This is a genomic window from Halobacteriovorax sp., assembly GCF_048381875.1.
Taxonomy (GTDB): Bacteria; Bdellovibrionota; Bacteriovoracia; order Bacteriovoracales; family Bacteriovoracaceae; genus Halobacteriovorax_A; species Halobacteriovorax_A vibrionivorans.
This window is the reverse complement of sequence record NZ_JBLXBP010000001.1, coordinates 349,926-370,726: the sequence shown is the minus strand read 5'-3', so window position 1 is coordinate 370,726 and position 20,801 is coordinate 349,926. Positions and strand designations below refer to the sequence as shown.

Here is a 20,801-nt window from a genome sequence, read left to right as displayed (position 1 = left end):
TTATTTATTTAAAGCGAAGACTCGCCAAAGGCTACTTATTATGGCCTTGGCGAGTCTTGTTATATCTAGCTTTTCTCTACTTACTGTTCAATCAGTTTTAAAAGGGTTGCAAAGCAATCGTATTGAACGTGGTAAACAAACATTAGGTCGCTATATTATTGACCTTGAAAAAGACTTCAATTTTAAAAAGGCCTCTTCTTATCTCAATGATAATAATTATAAGTATACGTTAGAGTATGAAATTGAAGGCCTGATAAGATTAGAAGGTTATTTAGCACCAGTCATTTTTCACGGGATTATAGAAGATACAAGTTCAATACTTCCAAAGGCCATTGATCATTGGCCTAAGAGAAATGAGATCTTAATGTCGCCATATTTAGCGCGTAAGGTTTATGCAGGACTTGATGATCGTGTGCAATTGATCTCACCGGCCCATACAGATACATTCTTTGGAGAATTACCACGTTTTAAGTCTCTTGATGTTGAGGCCTTTACCGATTCTATGGACCCTGATATCGATGAATTTCACGCTTGGGGACACGCCTATAGTGCATTCTCTATTGCTAAATCTCGTCATTATAATAAGCTTAGAGTCTTCTCAAACTTAACGAAAATACAAGAAGAACAACTTAAATCGAAGTTTGCAGGGGATGGAGCACGTTTTCATACTTGGGAAGAATTAAATCAAAACCTCGTATTTGCTCTGGCCTTAGAAAATAATGTCGTTCTTTTTCTATTTCTAGCAACTATTGTCCTTGTTACATTTTCAATTATTTCTGGTCTTTCAATTTTCTATGCGCGTGTTAGAAATGACTTTGCCTCATTTTGGATTCTTGGCATGAGCATGGGCCATATAAAGAAATACGGTGGTTTAAATATTGCAATCATCACTGCCAGTGCAATTGCAGTTGGAAATATCTTAAGCTTTATTGTGCTAAAACTGTTAGTTCAGTTTTCACCTACAATCATGCCGGCCATGTTTGTTGATCGTTCATTACCAGTACGTTTTGAGGCATCATCATTTTTCTATTCATTCATTGTTCCCGTTATTATCACTGTCGTCTTTACGTTGTTATCTAATTGGCGATTCTTTAAAGACAATGGCAATTTCATGACCTTCGTAAAAAAGGTTGGTACTTAACCTGTGTTCGATTTGTTTCAAAGCTTCACTACGGAAGATCAGGAATCCTTGTTAGCTCTTTTAAATGCTCCTCTTTTGTTTCTAGCGTTTTTAGAAATTCAATAATTAGTTTTCGATCTTCTTTTGGAATCTCCACTCCAAGTTGAACTCGCCCCATTATATCAATTGCTTCATCAAGTGAGGCTACACTACCATCATGAAAGTAGGGAGATGTCTTTGTTACATTTCTAAGTGGAGGGACTTTAAAATACTCTTTATCATCTTCATTCTTTGTATGTGTGTAGCGGCCGAGGTCACGATTCTTACTCTTTGTGTACTTATAGGGATCTTCAACGATTCCAAATTTCTGATACATTCCTCCACCGACAAGATTACCATTATGACAACCGATGCATCCGTATTGGGTAAATTTCTTGAGTCCACTTTTTTGTTCTAAATTAAGAACGTCATCTTTCCCCTCAAGGTAATCATCAAAAATAGCTGGACCGACGAGAGTTCTTTCAAAGGCGCCAATTGATTTTGCACTCAATTCTAAAATGTCGTTTTCATTAGATGTGATAAGCTCAGTGTTAAAAGCCTTTTTAAATGCTTCATTATAATTATTTTCCACAAGTTTCTTCTTTAAATGACTACTGTCTTTAAGATCATAGGCTCCCTTAAAGAAGAAAGCTTTCTTTGCTTGCTCTTCGACGTCATTTCGATTTCCGTTCCAATGTTGTGAAATTTGAGCTGCTGTATTGATTAGTGTTTGAGCATTACGATGTGAAAGACGATATTTTGCACCAATGGATTTTGGAAGAGCATCACTGAAGCTTAATTGTGGTAAATGGCATTTTGAACAGCTTACCGTTTTGTCATTACTTAACCTAGTGTCGTAAAATAACATTCTTCCAAGTTCGATGACTTCTTCTTTTGGACGACTTTCCCCAAAGTATCTTATTGAGTTTAGTCCATTACCAAATAATTCTCGCCTTTTTTCTAAAGATTTCTTATCGGTATTATTCTCTTTTTCTGTGCAAGAAAGGAGAATTAGCATAGAAATAGTGTATACAGTTAACTTCATTTATTACTCCATTGCTTTTATTCTTTCATTCGTATGCTAATTCAAATTTGTGACAATTTTTTGTAAGAAATATTTAATTTAAGGATTTAGATAAAGCTTTATAGTAGAATGAAACAATGAAATTGCAGAAGTTAATATTGTTAATTATTTTAATAAATTTTTCAGGATGTTCGGCCGTGACAAAAGTTGCTTCAGTATTTATGTCTTCTATGGGCTCACACCCAGATAAGGAAGAATTAGAGACTTTCACTAAATCTAGTCAATTTAACAAGGAGAAGATGAGGTTTGTAAATCGCAGACCTAATATAACTAGTGAACAGCCAATAAAGAAAGATGGCTTTGGTTTTTCTAACTTCATAGAATTCTTGGGTAAGGGCAATGGCCGCTATCCAGATAAACCACTTCCAATGTTAAAACCCGATATGGATAAATTTCTAGAGAAGTCTGATGTTGTAAAATCGATTTGGTTTGGTCATTCAACAGTCTTATTTAATATCGACTCTAAGATTGTTCTAATTGATCCAATCTTTTCAGATTCTTCATCTCCTGTACCAATATTTATTAAACGTTTTGGACCTACTGTATTAACACTTAAAGAATTACCAAAGATTGACTATATATTAATCTCTCATGACCACTATGATCATTTAGATATGAGAACCATGAAATTCTTTGTGGATAAGGATGTTAAATTCATCACTCCTTTAGGAGTTGGCTCACACTTAAAACGCTGGGGTATTGATCGTAAACGTGTCACTGAACTTGATTGGTGGCAAAACGTTGAATTTGATGGGATAAAATTTACGGCAACACCTGCTCAGCATTTTTCTGGCCGCGACCAAGCACACGAAAATACAACTCTATGGGCATCTTGGGCCGTAAAAACTCGTAATAATAATCTCTATTTTAGTGGTGACTCTGGTTACGATACTCATTTTAAAGAAATCGGACAACGTCTAGGTCCTTTTGATGTAGCATTTGTGGAATCAGGTCAATATAACCCAGATTGGTTTGCTGTCCACCTCTTGCCAGATGAATGGCCAAAGGCCTATGAAGACATCAATGCAAATTACTACTTTCCAATTCACTGGGGTGCATTTTCTTTAGCATTTCACACGTGGGATGATCCTATAATAAAGCTCAATGAGTTTTCACAGCAAGGAGAGCTAAAGTTAATGGCCCCTAAGATGGGAGAAATTGTAAGCTTTGATCACCAGGAATACGTTACAAAAAAATGGTGGTAATAGGTATAATAAATTTTTATCACAGTGATCTAATATAGGTATTTTATTTATCTAATTTAATTCGTTAGTTTATCTCTTAATCAATGAGCACAATGCTCATTAAGGAGATATTAATGAAAAAGATATTTGTTATTCTATTAGGTTTATTATCAATTAATTCACTTGCTAGTGAAATTAAGTCTCTAAAATATGTAAGTCCATGGAATTATCAAATGCCAGCAGTTGAAGTTTTAAATAACTCTACTGAGCATATTGAAATTATCATAAAAGGTGCTCTGTTGCAGTATCCTGATTTTGGGTTTAATTTTGAGCTTTCAGATCGATTAACCGATGTTTTTGAATTAAATAATTTAAATGCTCTAATTGTTAAATTTCCAAAGTCTGCTTGTAAGGCAGAGATGGCAAAGGATCATTTAAATATTCAGCTAATTAGTTGTAAAAATGTCCTTACTTTTAACCAGCAAGACTATAGTGACCAATCTCAGCGCATGACTCAAGTTAAAGGTGCAGTTGTTGGCTTTGATGGAAATATTATCGAAGAAAGTGATTTAGTATTTAATGGCTTCTTAAGCTTTCATATAAAAGAAGTTACTGAAAGAACTGTTGGACGTGAGCTTAATATGATTCAAGCACAAGTAAACGGTACAATTCCATTTGCAGGCCCTGATCGTCGATCTCTAAGAGTCGATCTGCAAAAAAGCCAGCTCGCTCTAGGGCCTAATAACGGGCTTTAATGATCGTATAATAGTAATAGGAGTAATAGGTAATAGGGGCGCGGGTACCGATGGAAGTTTTAGGTACTTAGCGCCTAATTTTATATTATTTTCCAAGTAATTCTTAATATATTCGCTAAATCTGATGTGTTTTTAAGGTTTATTATCTTAAATAGCCCGTGTTTCTATTAGGATCTTCTAAAAGAGCTTTTAATAATGAGGTAAGCTATTGAAAGTTCCATTGGTACCCGCGCACTTATTTAAAGCTTATTTAAAGAGCGTAGCTTGCGTGATTCGGTTATATGAGAAAGTTTTTTTTTGCTAATTTTAGCTGCGCTAAAATGTCGCTTATATTGCGATGGCCTTCCCATTGGCCCTGAGACATCAAAGCCTGCATAAACGCAGGCTTGATGAAATGATTTATTAGCTATAGATTGGGGGCCTGTAGCCGCGTCAAATCTTGCCTTTGGCAAGATGACCGCGGCTACTTAACCTTAAAGCCCTTAAGAGCAGCGAATGCATTATTCTTTAACGGTGCATCGTTTTGCTTTGGCATCTTAGGTTTTCCACCACGAGGATTGCTCTTACGTGGGCCACCTGTTGGACGCTCGTAAGTTTTTGCTTCTTCAGCTCCATCAGATTTTAGAGATAGAGCAATACGCTTTCTATCCATATCAACGTCAAGAACAACGGCAGAAACTTCTTGCCCAACTTTTAGAACATCAAGGGCATTCTCAACAAAGTGATCGGCCATCTGACTTACGTGAACTAAACCATTTTCTTTAATTCCAATATCAACAAAGGCACCAAATTGAGTGATGTTTTTTACAATACCTGGATATCTTTCACCAATTTTTACATCTTTAATTTCACGTACATCTTTTCTAAACTCTGTTGTCTTAAATTCTGTACGAGGATCCTGTGAAGGTGCAGTTAGTGACTTATAAATATCATTAACAGTAAATTCACCAAGTTTTGCAATAAGGTCCTTATCTGACTTCAGCTTATTTGCAACTGCATTGTCTGTTGTTAACTGCTCAAGTGTGTATCCATTCTTCTGTGCCCATTCTTCTAACATATCGTAGTTTTCTGGGTGAATAAATGTCGCATCAAGTGGATTCTTCCCATTATAAACTCTTAAGAATCCTGCTGCTTGTTGGAAAACCTTTTCAGAAAAACGTGAAACCTTTAGGATTTCGCTTCGATCTGAAAATAGCCCATTCTTATCTCTATGCTTTACGATATTTCCCGCAACTGTTGGCCCAATTCCGGAAATGAATGAAAGTAGAGGGGCCGATGCCGTATTAATATCAACACCTACAAAGTTAACACAACTTTCAACTACGCCATTTAGTGATTTTTTTAGACGAACCTGGTTTACATCGTGTTGATACTGGCCAACACCAATAGACTTAGGATCGATCTTTACAAGCTCTGCTAGAGGGTCTTGGAAGCGGCGGCCAATTGAGATGGCGCCTCTTACTGTTGCATCTTTATCTGGGAATTCTTTCTTTGCAATTGGTGAAGCAGAATAAATCGAAGCACCATCTTCTGAAATCATTGTTGCTTTAACTTTTCCGTCTTTAACCGCAGTAATATTATCTTCAACAAATTGGAGAGTCTCTCGACCAAAAGTTCCGTTTCCAATTGCTATATATTCAACATTAAATTGCTCAATCATGGCATTTAAAATTGTCGCAGACTCACGTACCTGATTTCTTGGTGGGTGAGGGTAGACAACTGTATCAACAACAAATTTACCTGTATTATCTACAACAACTGTCTTACAACCAGTCACAACTCCTGGATCAAGAGCAAGAACTGTTTTAGAGCCAAGGTAAGGTTGTAATAGAAGGTTCTTAAGGTTTACACCAAAAACATCAATTGCTGACTCGTCTGAAAGTTTCTTAAGTTCACCCTTGATTTCTAAATCAAGAGAAGAGTGAATATAATTCTTATAGGCCTTAGATGCACAATCGACTAATGCCTTGTAACTTGTGACTGTAGTGTCAGGGAAGTTCTTTGATAGAATAAGATTATTTGCATATTCTTCATCAAAAATAATTTCAACTTTTAGGATCTTCTCAGTTTGTGCACGACGAATCGCTAGGAATCTGTGAGCGGCTTTTGGATCTTTTAGATCACTAACTTTTTGCTCATATTCAAAGTAGTCTTTGTACTTTTGCCAGTCTTTTACCTCTTCATAACCTTTACGAGGAGTTGACTTAATCATTGCCTGTGCCCAGTAATCGTTACGTAATTGCTCTTTAAGTTCCGTGTCGTGAGCAATTTCTTCGATGATAATGTCACAAGCACCTTTTAATACATCTTCAAAAGTTGCGATTTTCTTTTCTTTATTAATATACTTAAGTGCTTCTTTTGCAAGTTCTGGCATAGGAAGCTTTGACTCTTTCATTAGAATTGAGAATGGCCCAAGCCCTGCTTCTTTTGCGATTTGCGCCTTTGTCTTTCTCTTTGATTTAAATGGCGCATAGATATCTTCAAGCTGGTTAATATTTGTTGCCGCTTTAATTTTCTTTTCAATCTCTGGAGTCATCATCTCTTGTTTAGTGATGGCCTCTAGAATGAATTCACGTCTCTTTTCACGCTCGATATATTCGTCATACTTTTCTTGAATGAGGCGAATTTGTTCTTCGTCTAATCCACCAGTTTTGTCTTTACGATAACGAGTGATAAATGGAACTGTACAATCTTCCACAAGTAGCATTGCCAGTACGGCCATGATTTGTTTTGCTGTGATATCTGTGTTGTCCACACAAAATAAGACGGCATTTTGATCGATAACGTCCATAGGGTTTTTTGTCGACTTCGTTGTCTCTTCTGACATAATTCATACTCCATTAACTAAATTTGAGTTAAAATTGTATAGGGATTGAATTTGGTATGACAATAGAAAACTCTCGTCATTTCCACTGGTTAACTTAAAAATATTGATGTAAGAGTTTATTATGACAAAAGATTTTGATTATATTGTAATTGGAGATGGCGTGGCCGCACGCAGTATTCTCTATTTTTTAACAAGAAAGCACCCTGATTCACTTATTTGTCAGTTATTTGATAATGAAGCTTTTCCACCTTGCTCTATTAATACAACTAGCGTTGTTTCGATGGGCCTATTTGCTGAAGGCCTTTCAAAGCTCGGTGACATATTATTTCATGCACATGAGTTCATTGATACTTTCTTTAAGCAAGAGGGGATACAGGGGGTTCACCCAGCTACTCAATACTACATACCTCCAGATATAAAAGAAGATCCATTAAAATTTAAGCAATTTGAAGCACGTTATGGAACAAATTTTGAAAATTTTAAAGGTTTGCAAACGGTTGCTAAGGATGCCTACTTAATTAATCCAGAAGTTTTTCTAGGCTGGCTTAAGGCGCAGTATGAAGATAAAATTATAAGTCGAGTTCAAAGAGTTACTGAGCTGCCTAAAACCAATGCAAAGCTTATCTTGGCCACTTCGGCCTATACATCACTTTATTATAAGAATAAGAACCTTCCTGAAGGCAAACCTGTTAAGGGGACATTTTTTAGCTGGAACAATTTTAAAGCTAATAAATCATTTGTCCTAAGTCGCGGCCACTATAACCTTGTTTATCGAAAAGAAGATGAGCTCTTATTATTTGGCGCAAATTCGATTGAGGGACTTTGCCAACTTCATTCACCAAAAGAAGTCTATGAAAAGCTAAAAGTATTTGAAGGTGACCTTCCTGAACTTAAGCAGCTTGGTTCACCGCAGATACACACTGGTATTCGCCACAAGGGTAAAAGGCGTACTCCCTTTTGTGGAGAGGTTGAAGAAGGCGTTTATGCACTCACAGGTCTTTATAAAAATGGCTGGAGTGCAGGAATTAGTTTAGCAAAAGATCTAGTTGATATGCTCTAAGTTTTCACGACTAGCAAGAATTTCTTCAAGGACATAGTCCCAAAGTTTGTATCTTAAATCGAGAGAATCAAGAGCGATTTGAGTTGCTTGTCTCTGTTTGTCTTCACTGTCACAAAGTTGAGCAATTAATTTACCTGCAAGCTCTCCATGCTCATCTCCATCTAATTCGATATGACGCTCAAGATAGTGTTTAAAGTACGGTGCATGTATTTTCTTTTTTTCAAGAACTTTTACAAAAGGTGTAAAGAGGTCAGGAATAAGATTCTCACGTCCCCAGAAGAAGGCCGATGCCATTAGGTGAGGGTTTTGAGTATTAGTGCATAGGTTTAGATTAAATGCACTAAACTTTGCTACAGGCATAGGAATGCCATCAAATGAAAATGTTTCTAAGAATTTTTTAATATCACTTGTTTCGCTTCCAACTTCATTCATGGCATTTAGATACATTGTAAAATGATCAATATGGCCACCATTTAAGTCTTCGTCACTTTCTTCACCAAGAACAATTTCATTAATAAATCGAACACATTCTTTATCGTACTTAGATGGAATCCAGGGTGTTTCAACACTTGTAACTTCTCTTTGAAGACCTTTAAGTAGAGACATGAAGTCCCATACAGCAAAGACATGCCATCGCATGAGAATTTTTACATCTTCAATACTTTCAATATTTGAATAAAGTGGGTGATTACAAAGCTTATTATGGGCCGCATGAATGAGTGTGAGGTTTTCTTTTTTCATGCGGCCAATATAGCCTAAATTTTATAAGTCTTAAAGTAGACTTTACGTATTATGAACTGTGAAAGAGGTGGTGAAAGTCTGGGGGTGTAAGTATTCTACGCCTTCTAACAGCATTTCTGCGACTACCACTATGCATTTGCTTTTGATTAAATTTCTTATCTTTTAAGTATTGGCCGTATACCTTCTCATCTTGTACTCGGTAATTTTCTAGAACTTCAAACATTTCTTTAAATGATAAGATCTTTCCTTTCTCTTTTTCTGCAATTTCTATTTTCTTATAAAGTTGTTCTCCAACTTCATCTAAGACAACAAAAAGATCAATTTGTTTGGAGCCTAAGTTTAGAGGAAATTTTTCTTCAAGATCAACACCAGCTACAAATTTAATTAATCCTCTAGTAACAATTGAGCGTCTTGCAAGCCAAGCAAAATCATTTCCAAGTTTTGTACCTAGGCCAGGATCAAAGGCGTAATTCTTATTTTCCATCCATTCAAATATCTTTGTTAGTACTGCATCTTTATAACGTGTATCTTTTAATTTATTTGGGTTCCTCCATTCTGCAACTAAGTCAAAGCGCGAATCAAATTGTATCTCTCCTGGCCCAAATGTTTTAAAGCTAGAGATATTTTCACTTGTCACCTTTAGACCAAAGTCTTGAAGGAAGCTTAGTAGAGCTGGATTAAATGTTGTTTTATATTCAGGTATATCCATTGATTTACTAGATAGTTGCTCTGAGGCTTTCTTGTAACCATGATAAATTACTTCAGAACAAAAGACTTCTGAGTCGTCGTGATAATCCATTGCAAAATCATAAGGTACATTCTTCTTTTTCTCTTTTGAATATTTAGAGAAGCGCTCATGCATTATTTTACCTGCTAGGTGAGCAAGCTTTTCGTCCTTGTGTCTAAAGACAACTGTTCGAGAATTTTTCTGATCAAGATGAACTTGAAATGGGGCAACCACATTTCCAACTTCAATATGGGCCTCTGATGTGTAGAGCTTATTTGTTTTCTCATCACGATACACTAAAGTTAAGTGAGAAAATTGATGGTCATCATCACCAATTCTTGCAATGGCAGCACTAGAGTAGGCATTACCTCTGGATAAGATAATGTCTCCAGATTTTAAATCTTCAACACCTTCAAATGAGTAATCTGGATTTACCATAAAGTGAACAGGAAGATCTTCTATTTTGTTATTTGAATAATCAAGTGTATTAAAGTCGATTGGTTTTGAACCCTTCTGTCTTGAAGCATAGTAGGATTCGATAAAATAGTCTTCGAGATAGCGAAGGGCCCTAAAAATTGTTTTTACACCTTTTAAACACGCAAGTTCTTCTTGTGTTAGTTCGTCGTTACTATTTAGCGCCTTAAGTTTTTCTTTCAGATCAAGACGTATATTAAAAGATGCCATTGTAAAATCCTGCATCTGATACTTAGAGAATTCAGAAAAGTCGATATCATCGGATTCTATTTCAAAGAGTTTTCCATAATAATATTGAGTCTTTTGAGCGCATTCTTTAGGCGACTTTACACCTTTTGAAACAGATTCATGCATCTCATGAATTAACGAATCGAAGTTCGAGTTTTTAAGGGAGCTAGGGGTACGGTAAGATTTCTGCTGACATCCAATTGGAATAGTAAGCGAAAGTAGGCAAAGTCCACTTGTAAGTAACCGTTTTTTCATCAAATCTCCCCCATAACTAGATAAAAAATACTATCGACAATAATTTTAGTCGAACACGTGCTAATAAATTTTTATCGGATTTTACCTTTTAAAACTTAAGTATTATTATCGGGTATAGAAAGGTAATATTGGGAAGACACTTAAATATTAAACATTTAGACATTGATTTATGACAATTATGACAGATTCAACAAACTTACAAACAAATGATGAAGGCGATAATAAGCCTCTAAGAACAGTAAAACCTAAAAAGAATGAGGAAGTGCACTTTCGTATCCTCAACGCTGTAACTAAGTTAGAAGTGGCCAAAGGGCATCTTAATTGGAAGATCGCTGAGGTTGCAAAAGAGGCAGACGTTACACGCTCTCTTATTTACTATTACTTAGGTAAGGAAAAGGATGTTATTTTAAAAGAGGCCGTGAAGTACATGATTAGTACGGTCTTCAATCTTACTCAAGAACATTCTGTAGGTATTAGAGAAAGGATTAAGATTGTAAGAGATCAAATTATCCAAATGCCTTATTTACTTGCTCTTTATATGATTAACAAAGGTGCAGGTAATGATCTTTCAGATATTATTGCTGAAGCAGAAGTAGAGCTCTTTGAGATTCTAAGCAAGAAGCATCCAAACCTCGATCACCGCGAGCATTTAAGAATTTATTTTATGCAGCTAGGGATTTGTCTGTATCGCGATGTCGATGATGACACTCTTGATTATCTTTTTTCACAATACGATAGAAAATAAAAAAGGCCGCAATAGCGGCCTTTTCTTTTATCTTGTTTGTAATTCTTAACAAAAATCAATTGAAGCATGGTTGTAATTGTCTTTTGGTAATTCACAACTATCTTCTGAGAAGTTGTGGTCACCACCGTTTTTAATTGGATCAAACTTTTCAACCGTTCCAGGTATCGCTTGATCATCAATTAAATCGTGATCACTATCAAATGCTTCTTTATATGACTTATATACATCTAGCATATATACATCAGGTGATTGGTTCTTTCTTTCCTTGATGTTAAACATGCTTGTTGAAGCTTTGCTTAAAAAGTCCATAAACTTATAGAGAGTTTTGCGACCTCTAAACATCATTGTATACATATTCTCTGTCATACCAAGTCTATCACGTAGGATAGAGTTGAATTGGAAACCTTCTCCAGTGAAGTACCACGTTTCCTCAAGTCTTTCTTTTCCTGAAACACCCTTACATACTTTGTATCGCATAGGATTGTTTTCAGCTACATATTGAAGAGATCCACCAAGTCCGTGATTTCCAGCTCCATACATTGGTGAGCTTACCCATTTTGCTTTCCATTTAGAAGTACCTTCGATCATGAAACACTGTTTAGTAATTGCTTCAAAGTTCAGTGTAATTGATTCAGCGTAAAGGTCGATTCCTTGGCTGTTATCAGTTCTGTTATTATTTCCGTTTGAGCGATCAAGTGACCATGACGTTGACCAATCGTATGAAGCAGAAGCACCAACCCCTCCACCTACAGGTGATGCATCACCAAATGGAAGTTTAAAATCTAGTTTGGCCCCTACACCTGTTTTATAACCATGTGACCATCCAACTCGATTACTTTCAGTAAAGTAGTCACCTGTTCCAGTCGACTTAGAAATACGAATTGTATTTGAGTGACTTACTTTAGGCTTAGAGATTACTTCTTGTACGTGTGATACAGGTGTAATCATCATAAAGTCCCAAGGTCTCTCGATACACTTTTTCATGTTGTAGTCACGGTAAGTCTTCCAGAAGATTCCAGTCTTTGTTTGATCAAAGAAAGCACCACAAAGCTTCTTTAAAGTCATCGCATTGTAATTATCTTCATAGATACCGTTGATCTCTGCTTGTGTTAGCTTATTTTCAGCGATTAACTTATTATTAAGTCCTCTACCTGTTACATTGATAGTCTTATCAAAGAGCTCATGCTTTTGTAACTCTTCAGAAAAAAGTTTTTCAGCACTTTTTGTATAACGTGGAGCAAGTTTTGCTTTAATGATATCAGTTTTCGTTACGCCCTGAATATTCTTTGACATCGATTCAAGGTAGTTTTCAAGTTGAATCATTTCGTTCATACTTTCTTTAATCTTGTTGTTCTGATAATCCGCTTCAGAAAACTTATCTGTAACTTGTAGTTGCGTATGAAGTACAGAGTTAAAAGTTTTTGATGAAGCGTGGAATGTACCTGCTGCCCATGCTGGACGAGGTGCAGTCCTTGGATCATCACCTTCACGTAAAATTGGTGAAAGCTTAACGGCCGCAAAAGTTCTCGTATGTACATATGGCATGTCTACAAACTTAATTGGCATATCAATTCTTGCTTTTAGTAAGTTATTTTCTACTTCTACTTCACGTGACGCTACTGAGATAAGCTTAAACTTATGCTTATTCTCATTTGTAAGGTCGATATCACCTTGTAGTGGAGCTAAGAAGTATACTTCTAGCTTCAGCTTACCTTGATAGAACGGCTCAATTGGGTTCATGTGGTGAGCGTAGTTACCGTAGTGTACCTTTGGGTACATTTTTACGATAAATGACTTCTCAACAACAAGATCAAGGTTGTTATTAAGGTGAAAACCATTATTGTTATCGTGTCCTAAGAAGCTGTAGCTTACTTGGTCAACAAATAAACGAGCTCTTTGGTTATTGTTATCTTCTTCACATTTTCCTGATCTTGAAACTTCTGCAAAGATCCATCCACTGTTTGACCATGGATATAGACAAAGCCCTCTTGTAACTTTTGCGTTCTTAAGAGTTTTGTTTTGTACTTCGATTTCAAGATTAAATGGAATACGTCTCGTATTCGTATATCTTTCATGCTCTAAGTAGAACTTAACTTCAGCACATCCTGATTCATCAAGTTGTCCATCTGTTAGGTCATACATTTGTGTAACAGCATTTTCTTCACCATTTTCTTGTTTTTCAAGATTAACAAGCTTGGCCTTGATGAACTCATTTGAAAGTGATGAACCATTTGTTTTTAAATTTAAACAAGCAGATACAACAACTTTCTTATCAATGATCAAGTTATCATTTCTTGGGTCAACTAGTCCGTAACCTTTAGGTGTGATCTTAATGTTTTTTACATTAATAATTTCGTCGTTTGATAATCGATCCTTATTAAGACCCTGTGATAGGTGATAGTTGTTACCGTGAATCATACTGTTAGCATACTGGTTAACAGCAAGCTTAAGGTCGTAAGAAATATTTGCACTTGAAGAAAGTATAATCTTACGACTCATTGGTAAGTATGTATTTGGTAGAGAGTAGTCCATTTCAACTGGCTCATCCCAACGGATACAGCTTGACTCATCTGCTTCTCTTTCAATTGTTTGGAAGTTGTCTCCAGTTACAAAGAATTTACGATATTGAAGACTCTTTCCAATCTTTGATGATAGGCAGGCCTTAACGTGAAATGTCTTGTGATAAGCAATACGTGATTTAACGTTTGCTTTATCTTCAGACACACCTTCAACACTAAAGCGTGAAACAGTAATTACTGAACTTTCATTTGCTTGTGCCTTAAGCTGTCTTGCAAGCTTTTGTTTTTCATCGTTAGACGTATCACTACCACAGCTAACAAGAGTTGTTAGCATAAGCATAGACATGCTTAAGAGAGTAATGTTTTTAAATGTCTTACAAAATGTCATATTCTTTCCTTAGGGAGATTGTGTAAACTTGTTCATCACTGTATCCATCAATTAAATAAACAGAGTCAATGTTTCCTAGAACAGTTCGATTCATGTAATTTATTTCTGTTTTAAATCCTTTCTTATTCTCTAATTTGATTCCTACCTGATAGCCTTTGTAGTCATTTGCTAACTGCGTACCACGATAAAATGCTGGAGCAGTGTCGGCCTGATTTTCAAATCCTAGGGCCTCAAATGTTACTTTCTTATCTGAAATCTTTGTTTCATAAGCGGCTACATAAGCGAAACCTGTGTTCTTATCATCTGGTACTGCGCTTTCTGTATTCTTAACGTAAGCACCTTTTAGTCTAACTCGATCATTTCCAATTCCAAATTCAATACCTGCATTTGCATACATTCCTGTAAAGTCATATAGGTAAAGACTTTGGTCTGGTGTTGCTCCTTTACTTACAGAGTTACCCCAGAAGTAATCATTATCAGCAATATCAGCAGATAGGTTCTTATAACGGTAAGTACCTGCTGCACCATAAACTTTGAAACCTCTTGTTAAATAAGTGATGTCAACAGACTCGTTAAAGAATTGTGGATCACCATTATCATCGATATTAAAAGTTTCTCTTAGTAAAGCGTTCTGTGGCTGGGCCTGAGTCGCTTGTAATCTAAAGTAGAAGTTTCCAACTTTAGTTAGTAGCATCTCTCTTACACCTAGAAATGAATTCCCACCGTTAACAAATGGTGAGATGTAAGTTGAGTTTGTACTATTCTTAAGTGCACCTGCACTTATCTTTGCAAAGTTAAACATCTTATAAGAGAAATATCCGTGCTTATAAGAGAACTTCGGCTTATATGTTCTAATTCTTCCAGTTTCTTGAGTTGATGAATTACCTGTTTGGTATTTAAATCCACCATCAAAATTAAAATCAACATGCTCAAATACTTCTGCTTCAAGTTCAACGTTCATATTTGTTTCATAAACAGTTCCCTTGTCAGTACGTGAATCAAGAGAGCCAAGTTTTGCACCAATCGTTAAGCTTAACTCATCAATACCTGCGTTCTTTAAAGTTGACTCAAGACCTGAGTTAAAAACATCGGCCTTTGAGGTACTATTTTGTGCAAGTACTGGTGATGAAAGTACGAAACCTAGTAAAATTAAATGTTTGTTCAATAGCTTCTTATTTTGCATGTCATTCCTATTTGATACGATGTTATTAGAGTTGCAGGAATGATGCCATGTTCCATGAAACAAGTTCACGGGTGTAAAAACTTTAAACTACTGAAAACTGGTGTAAGTATCGGAATTTAGTTTAGTAAGTTACTGTGTAGTGGTTAAACAGTGTAAAAAAAATGAACGGTAGCTCGAGTTTATTTGTTTAAACTTTGTTTACTTTGTTAACGAATTTTTGGGAGCTTAGATAGAAAAGAATGGTGCGAAAGGGCAGATTTGAACTGCCGACCTACGGGATATGAATCCGTCGCTCTAACCAACTGAGCTACATTCGCACATACATTCAAAAGAATGATAGGATATTAGTGACTTGCGAGTTAATTGTCAATATTATATTTAAGTTAATATTAAGGAATTTGTAAATTATCATGTCGTTAAGAGAGATTAAACAAAAACAGTTGCCACAAAAGGCCAAGCAAATGCTTGCTCATTTCATCCGTTTCAACAAAGAGATGAACTTTGATTTTTCGGCCCCTATAGTCGTGGCATGTAGTGGTGGGCTTGATTCTATTGCCTTAACGCATTTACTTCTAATGGCCGGGGCCAACGTTAGACTTATACATGTTGACCATGGGACAAGAGAAGAGATTAGGGCCGAAAGGCATCTTGTAAGAAACTTTGCTCATAAGTATCAGATCCCGATGAAGTCTCTCAAAGTAGAGCTAAGTCTTAATGATGGAAACTTTGAAGCACAGGCCAGAAAATTGCGCTATGACATTTTAAAGAATGATTTAGAAAATGATGAGTTACTCGTTACGGGCCATCACTTAGATGATTGCTTTGAGTGGTCTCTACTGCAGCAATTTAAGTCTCAAGGAAAAGATATTGATCTAGGCATCCCATACCGCAACGGGAGAGTGTATAGGCCGCTTTTTGCTTTTTCAAAAAAACATATTCTAAAATACGCCAAATTGGCCAAGCTCACTTGGCTAGAAGATTATTCAAATGAAGATATACGCTTTGAGCGTAATCACATTAGAAAGATTGTAAAAGAATCAATCACATCTCGTTGGCCTGGCTACCTTAAGCATTATTGCGAGCGCATGAATCGCATGAAAAAGATAAAGGAAGGGCTTGAGAACAAAAATTATAAGATCATTAAAAGAAAGTGGGGGATCCTTATTAAACACCACGGGTGTGTTGATGAGAATTTGAAAAGAACTATTTTATCTCAAGCTTCAACAACACGAGGAAAGACTTACAAACAATTTAATGAATTAGAGGGACTAATTAATAGTCCAAGGCTTGGGCCATTAGATTTTTCTGGTGGAATTAGGGTCTATGCTTTTGGTCCTTATTTGGCCGTTGTTAAAAAGGGTTGTAAATTAGAATTCTTAAACGACAAAACTACGCAGATTCCTGAAGGTGTTCCATTCTTATCAAATAATACTAATGCAAAGCATAGTCTCAAGAAAACTCCACTAGAGAACTCAACTTTAAGAAAAATTTTTTCGGAAATTAAACAACCAGTTCATTACTCATGGCGTAAAGCCGGTAAAGTTTTAGTGTGGCTTTAAATAACTAGGCTTGACACTCACTAAAATGATACCATTTTAGTAACTATGAGGTTACAATATAGCTTTATTTTTTAGAAACAGTATTGTGAACAAATAGTAAGTATTTAAATAATTTATGAGTAAAGTAAATTAAAAAGGATTTTAATGAAAGGACAAAACAAAACGTTACTTCTTTGGATCATCTTAATCCTCATGTTTGCGGCAATCGCAAAGATCTCTTCAGAGAGCAGACAGACTTATAAGCCAGTGACTTATCCTGATTTCGTTAGCGCAATCAAGAGTAAGCACGTTGAGAAAGTCGTTCTTAAGGGAAAGGATAAGATTCTTGGTAAATTCAAAGATGGTTATGAGCAAGGTGCTTGGTTTGAAACAACAGGGACAACAGGTACAGAAACTTTTAAAATTTTAGAGTCACACGGAATCTACCCAGAGTATGAAGCGGAAGAAAAACAAAATGTCTTCACAACTTTCTTACTACACTGGGGACCAATGATTTTCTTATTCCTCATTGTGATCTTCTTCTTACGTCAGCTTCAAGCTGGTGGTGGAAAGGCCATGAGTTTCGGGAAATCAAAAGCACGTCTCTTATCACCACATGATAAGAAGGTTACATTCAAAGACGTTTCAGGTGTTGAAGAGGCCAAAGAAGAATTGGCCGAAGTTGTGGACTTCTTAAAAGATCCAAAGAAATATACTAACCTTGGCGGGAAAATCCCTAAAGGTGTTTTATTAGTAGGTCCTCCAGGGACAGGGAAAACACTTATGGCCCGTGCCGTTGCTGGTGAAGCAGGTGTTCCATTCTTTTCAATTTCAGGTTCTGATTTTGTTGAGATGTTCGTTGGTGTTGGTGCCTCTCGTGTACGTGACCTTTTTGAACAAGGTAAGAAGAATGCTCCATGTATCATCTTTATCGATGAGATTGATGCTGTTGGACGCCACCGTGGACACGGTATGGGTGGTGGACACGATGAGCGTGAACAAACACTAAACCAACTTCTTGTTGAAATGGATGGTTTTGAGTCCAATGAAGGTGTTATTCTAATTGCTGCGACAAATAGAATTGATGTTCTTGATAAGGCCCTACTACGTCCTGGTCGTTTTGATCGTCGTGTAACAGTTGGACCTCCTGATGTTCGTGGACGTCTTGGAATACTTAAAGTTCACACAAGAAAGACACCTCTTGATACAAATGTTGATCTTGAAGTTATTGCAAAAGGTACTCCAGGCTTTACTGGTGCTGACCTTGCAAACCTTGTTAATGAGGCCGCTTTATTTGCCGCTCGTTATGGTAAGAAAGTTCTTCAAATGATTGATTTTGAACAAGCTAAAGATAAAGTCCTTATGGGGCCTGAAAGAAAGTCGATGGTACTTTCTGATTTTGAGAAGAAAGTTACAGCATATCACGAAGCTGGTCACACTCTTGTGGGACTTAATCTTCCTAAAGCAGATCCAATTCACAAGGTATCAATTATGCCTCGTGGTGGAGCTCTAGGTGTTACACAAACTCTTCCAGATGAAGATATGCACAACCTGACATTAGAAAAATCTGAAAACTATATTGCCTTCCTAATGGGTGGACGTGTAGCAGAAGAGATCGTATTTAACGAAATTTCTAATGGTGCTTCAAATGATATCGAAAGAGCTACACAACTTGCTTCTAGCATGGTTTGTTCTTGGGGGATGAGTGAGAAGATGGGACCGAGAAACTTCTCTCAACCAGGCGCATCTCCATTTGGTTCAACTGCACCAAGTGAAGGTGTAGGTTACTCAGAAGCAACAGCGAAGGATATTGATGAAGAAATTCACCGCTTCCTAGATGAGAATTATAAGCTTGCAAAGAAGATTCTAACTGATAATCGTGATGCCTTAAACCGCTTAGCTGAAGGGCTTGTTGTTTGGGAAACGCTTGATATCAATCAGATCAATGATCTTGTTGCCGGTAAGGATATTGGTGTTCCAGTTATTGATGAAGAGTCTTCAAAGTCTTCTTCAACACTTTCTGGAGAAAAAGAAGAGGCTTCAGAAGAAAAGAAGTCTGATGCTGTCAATAAGCCTATCGATGATCCAAAACTAGCATAGTTTATTTTTAAATATGACAAATATTTTATTTTTAGGGGTAGTTAACGCTACCCCTAATTCATTCTCTGACGGCCATAGAAATCTCAATAATGATTTTCAAATCGGCCAACTTGAAAAATTCCAGCAAGCAAAATATGGCCTTGATATTGGCGCTGAAAGTACGGCCGCTTTTAATGAGGCCATCTCTTTTAAGCAAGAATGGCAAAGACTTAATGATTATATCTCACAGCACTTAGATCGTCTTAAGGCCTTTAAAACCATATCGATTGACACTTATAAAGTTGAAACAATGGAAGAGTTCATGCACTCGTATGGCCATCATTTTAGTGAAGTCATTTGGAATGATGTTTCTGGGGCCATTGATAAGGAAGGGCTGGCCCTCTTAAAAAAGTATCCTAAGATGCGCTATATACTTTGTCATAATCTCGCACCTAAGCGAAGTTTAGCAAGTTCTCACATGGATTATCTCAACGAGAACCTAGACTTTAATTCTATAAGAGAGTTTTTCAATCTTAAGATTGCTTTCTTAAACGAGCATAATTTCGATATGAATCGCTTAATTCTTGATCCATGCTTTGGGTTTTCTAAAACTTTAAATCAGAACTTAGAATTATTAGAAAATATCCACAAGATCCAAGATATTCATGAAAATTGGCTTATTGGCATCTCGAAGAAGTCATTTCTACAACATCTTGTAAGGCTTGAAGGCAATGAAGATGAAATGACGGATATACACACTGCTAGCGAAAAGTTTCATTGGAAATATCTAAAACGTCTTAAAACACGCCTAAATGGTGTAAAACAGCTGTATTTTCGTGTACATGAGGCTGGAAATATTACAGATTAGATAGTTTTTGAACCAAATTTGTCCTATAACTGGTCTACGATTATTTTAAGGGCGGTTATGAGATTATCTAATTACATTTTCACAGCTTTACTTTGTTTTTTAACTCTTAATTCAAATGCATCTGTTGCTAATGGTGCTGCTTCGTTTTTTAAGCATCTAGATAAGGCCATTTACGGTGAGCTAGATATTGCTGATACGACAGGTGAGTTATCTCAGGACGTAAAAAATGGTGCACATGCGACAGCTCTTATGGTTAATCGCTTCAGTTTAAATGAAATCCTAGATGGTAAATTATATAGTGCTAAGGGACAGAATTTCTTTAAAAAGGCCAAAATGTGTGAAGGTGAAAACGAGTTTCTAAATGACTTGGCCTATGGTGGGTGCAGCTCTGTACTAGTTGGACCTAAGACTGTCTTAACAGCAGCTCATTGTATTCAAAATTATCAATTAGCATGTGATCGAAAAAGCTTTGTCTTTGATGCAAGGGCCGATTTAGGATCTAAAAATAAGGTTCAATACTTTGTTAAAAGCCAAGTCTATCACTGTAGTAAGATCTTAGCGTATCATCAAACAAGAGATAAGACTTTTGATTACGCACTTATCGAATTAGATCGTAATGTAGAAGGTGGGCGTAGGCCAGTTAAGATAAAAAAAGACCTACTTCAAAATGGTGATGAAGTCTATATGATTGGACACCCTAATGGTTTCCTATCTCGTTATTCAACTAATGGTTTTGTTCGCTATGATGATGAGCTTTTCTACAATACAAATCTTGATGCGTTTGGTGGCAATAGCGGTGGCCCTGTTTTTGATAAGAAAACACATGAGATGGTAGGGCTTTTAATTCGTGGCCATGATGATCTTATTTGGGACACTGAGAAGCAATGTAATCGTGTTGTTTATTGTGAAGAAGATGGTTGTGATGGAGAGTCAGTTTTAAAAATTGGTGCCATTATTGACGATATCGAAAGTCGCCGTAATAATTAA

15 protein-coding genes and 1 tRNA gene are annotated in these 20,801 nt (G+C 36.4%); 9 read left to right on the top strand and 7 right to left on the bottom strand.

Going from position 1 to position 20,801, the window contains the following annotated elements; genetic code table 11:
- Positions 1-40 precede the first annotated feature (40 nt).
- Positions 41-1,141, top strand: a complete 1,101-nt coding sequence (locus ACN5L8_RS01715; protein ID WP_334678507.1) for an ABC transporter permease — start codon at positions 41-43, stop codon at positions 1,139-1,141.
- A 28-nt stretch (positions 1,142-1,169) separates the two neighbouring features.
- On the opposite strand, the gene ACN5L8_RS01710 is transcribed toward ACN5L8_RS01715, so the two are convergent.
- Positions 1,170-2,204 (bottom strand): cytochrome-c peroxidase, encoded by a 1,035-nt coding sequence (locus ACN5L8_RS01710; protein WP_419172131.1) that lies wholly within the window; start codon positions 2,202-2,204, stop codon positions 1,170-1,172.
- 116 nt (positions 2,205-2,320) lie between these two features.
- On the opposite strand from ACN5L8_RS01710, the gene ACN5L8_RS01705 reads away from it, so the two are divergent.
- Together ACN5L8_RS01705 and ACN5L8_RS01700 are read left to right on the top strand one after the other, a co-directional pair.
- Entirely contained in the window at positions 2,321-3,448 is a 1,128-nt protein-coding gene (locus ACN5L8_RS01705) for an MBL fold metallo-hydrolase (protein ID WP_419172130.1), read from the top strand.
- Between the two features lie 113 nt (positions 3,449-3,561).
- Positions 3,562-4,182 (top strand): hypothetical protein, encoded by a 621-nt coding sequence (locus ACN5L8_RS01700; RefSeq protein WP_419172129.1) that lies wholly within the window; start codon positions 3,562-3,564, stop codon positions 4,180-4,182.
- A gap of 463 nt (positions 4,183-4,645) precedes the next feature.
- On the opposite strand, the gene ACN5L8_RS01695 is transcribed toward ACN5L8_RS01700, so the two are convergent.
- Complete coding sequence (locus ACN5L8_RS01695) at positions 4,646-7,009, bottom strand: Tex family protein (protein WP_334678517.1); 2,364 nt, start codon at positions 7,007-7,009, stop codon at positions 4,646-4,648.
- Between the two features lie 121 nt (positions 7,010-7,130).
- On the opposite strand from ACN5L8_RS01695, the gene ACN5L8_RS01690 reads away from it, so the two are divergent.
- Positions 7,131-8,069: an FAD-dependent oxidoreductase gene (locus ACN5L8_RS01690; RefSeq protein ID WP_419172128.1), complete on the top strand. Its 939-nt coding sequence runs from the start codon at positions 7,131-7,133 to the stop codon at positions 8,067-8,069.
- Here the strand turns inward: ACN5L8_RS01690 and ACN5L8_RS01685 are convergent.
- Together ACN5L8_RS01685 and ACN5L8_RS01680 are read right to left on the bottom strand one after the other, a co-directional pair.
- Positions 8,052-8,810, bottom strand: coding sequence for a DUF3050 domain-containing protein (locus ACN5L8_RS01685; RefSeq protein WP_419172127.1), 759 nt, complete (start codon positions 8,808-8,810; stop codon positions 8,052-8,054). The two genes, ACN5L8_RS01690 and ACN5L8_RS01685, sit on opposite strands and share 18 nt — an antisense overlap.
- A gap of 49 nt (positions 8,811-8,859) precedes the next feature.
- Positions 8,860-10,494, bottom strand: coding sequence for a YiiX/YebB-like N1pC/P60 family cysteine hydrolase (locus ACN5L8_RS01680; RefSeq protein ID WP_419172126.1), 1,635 nt, complete (start codon positions 10,492-10,494; stop codon positions 8,860-8,862).
- Between the two features lie 169 nt (positions 10,495-10,663).
- Between ACN5L8_RS01680 and ACN5L8_RS01675 the strand changes: the two genes are divergently transcribed.
- Positions 10,664-11,239 carry a TetR/AcrR family transcriptional regulator gene (locus ACN5L8_RS01675; RefSeq protein WP_115362779.1) on the top strand — a complete coding sequence of 192 codons (576 nt, stop codon included), beginning with the start codon at positions 10,664-10,666 and terminating at the stop codon, positions 11,237-11,239.
- Between the two features lie 45 nt (positions 11,240-11,284).
- Here ACN5L8_RS01675 and ACN5L8_RS01670 read toward each other — a convergent pair whose 3' ends face one another.
- The 3 genes from ACN5L8_RS01670 to ACN5L8_RS01660 all read right to left on the bottom strand — a co-directional run bounded on the left by ACN5L8_RS01670 (position 11,285) and on the right by ACN5L8_RS01660 (position 15,646).
- A complete protein-coding gene (locus ACN5L8_RS01670; RefSeq protein WP_419172125.1) occupies positions 11,285-14,146 on the bottom strand; it encodes a hypothetical protein in 2,862 nt (953 codons plus the stop codon).
- A complete protein-coding gene (locus ACN5L8_RS01665) occupies positions 14,133-15,329 on the bottom strand; it encodes a hypothetical protein (protein WP_419172124.1) in 1,197 nt (398 codons plus the stop codon). Before ACN5L8_RS01665 ends, ACN5L8_RS01670 begins: the two co-directional genes overlap by 14 nt.
- 240 nt (positions 15,330-15,569) lie before the next feature.
- A tRNA-Met gene (locus ACN5L8_RS01660) sits at positions 15,570-15,646 on the bottom strand.
- A 93-nt stretch (positions 15,647-15,739) separates the two neighbouring features.
- Between ACN5L8_RS01660 and tilS the strand changes: the two genes are divergently transcribed.
- From tilS to ACN5L8_RS01640, 4 genes are all read left to right on the top strand, one after another.
- Positions 15,740-16,888: a tRNA lysidine(34) synthetase TilS gene (gene tilS / locus ACN5L8_RS01655; protein ID WP_419172123.1), complete on the top strand. Its 1,149-nt coding sequence runs from the start codon at positions 15,740-15,742 to the stop codon at positions 16,886-16,888.
- A 144-nt stretch (positions 16,889-17,032) separates the two neighbouring features.
- The gene (gene ftsH, locus ACN5L8_RS01650) at positions 17,033-18,967 is read left to right on the top strand and encodes an ATP-dependent zinc metalloprotease FtsH (protein ID WP_115362770.1); all 1,935 of its coding nucleotides are present in this window, start codon (positions 17,033-17,035) and stop codon (positions 18,965-18,967) included.
- A 13-nt stretch (positions 18,968-18,980) separates the two neighbouring features.
- Positions 18,981-19,814, top strand: a complete 834-nt coding sequence (locus ACN5L8_RS01645) for a dihydropteroate synthase (protein WP_419172122.1) — start codon at positions 18,981-18,983, stop codon at positions 19,812-19,814.
- A 57-nt stretch (positions 19,815-19,871) separates the two neighbouring features.
- The gene (locus ACN5L8_RS01640) at positions 19,872-20,801 is read left to right on the top strand and encodes a trypsin-like serine peptidase (RefSeq protein ID WP_419172121.1); all 930 of its coding nucleotides are present in this window, start codon (positions 19,872-19,874) and stop codon (positions 20,799-20,801) included.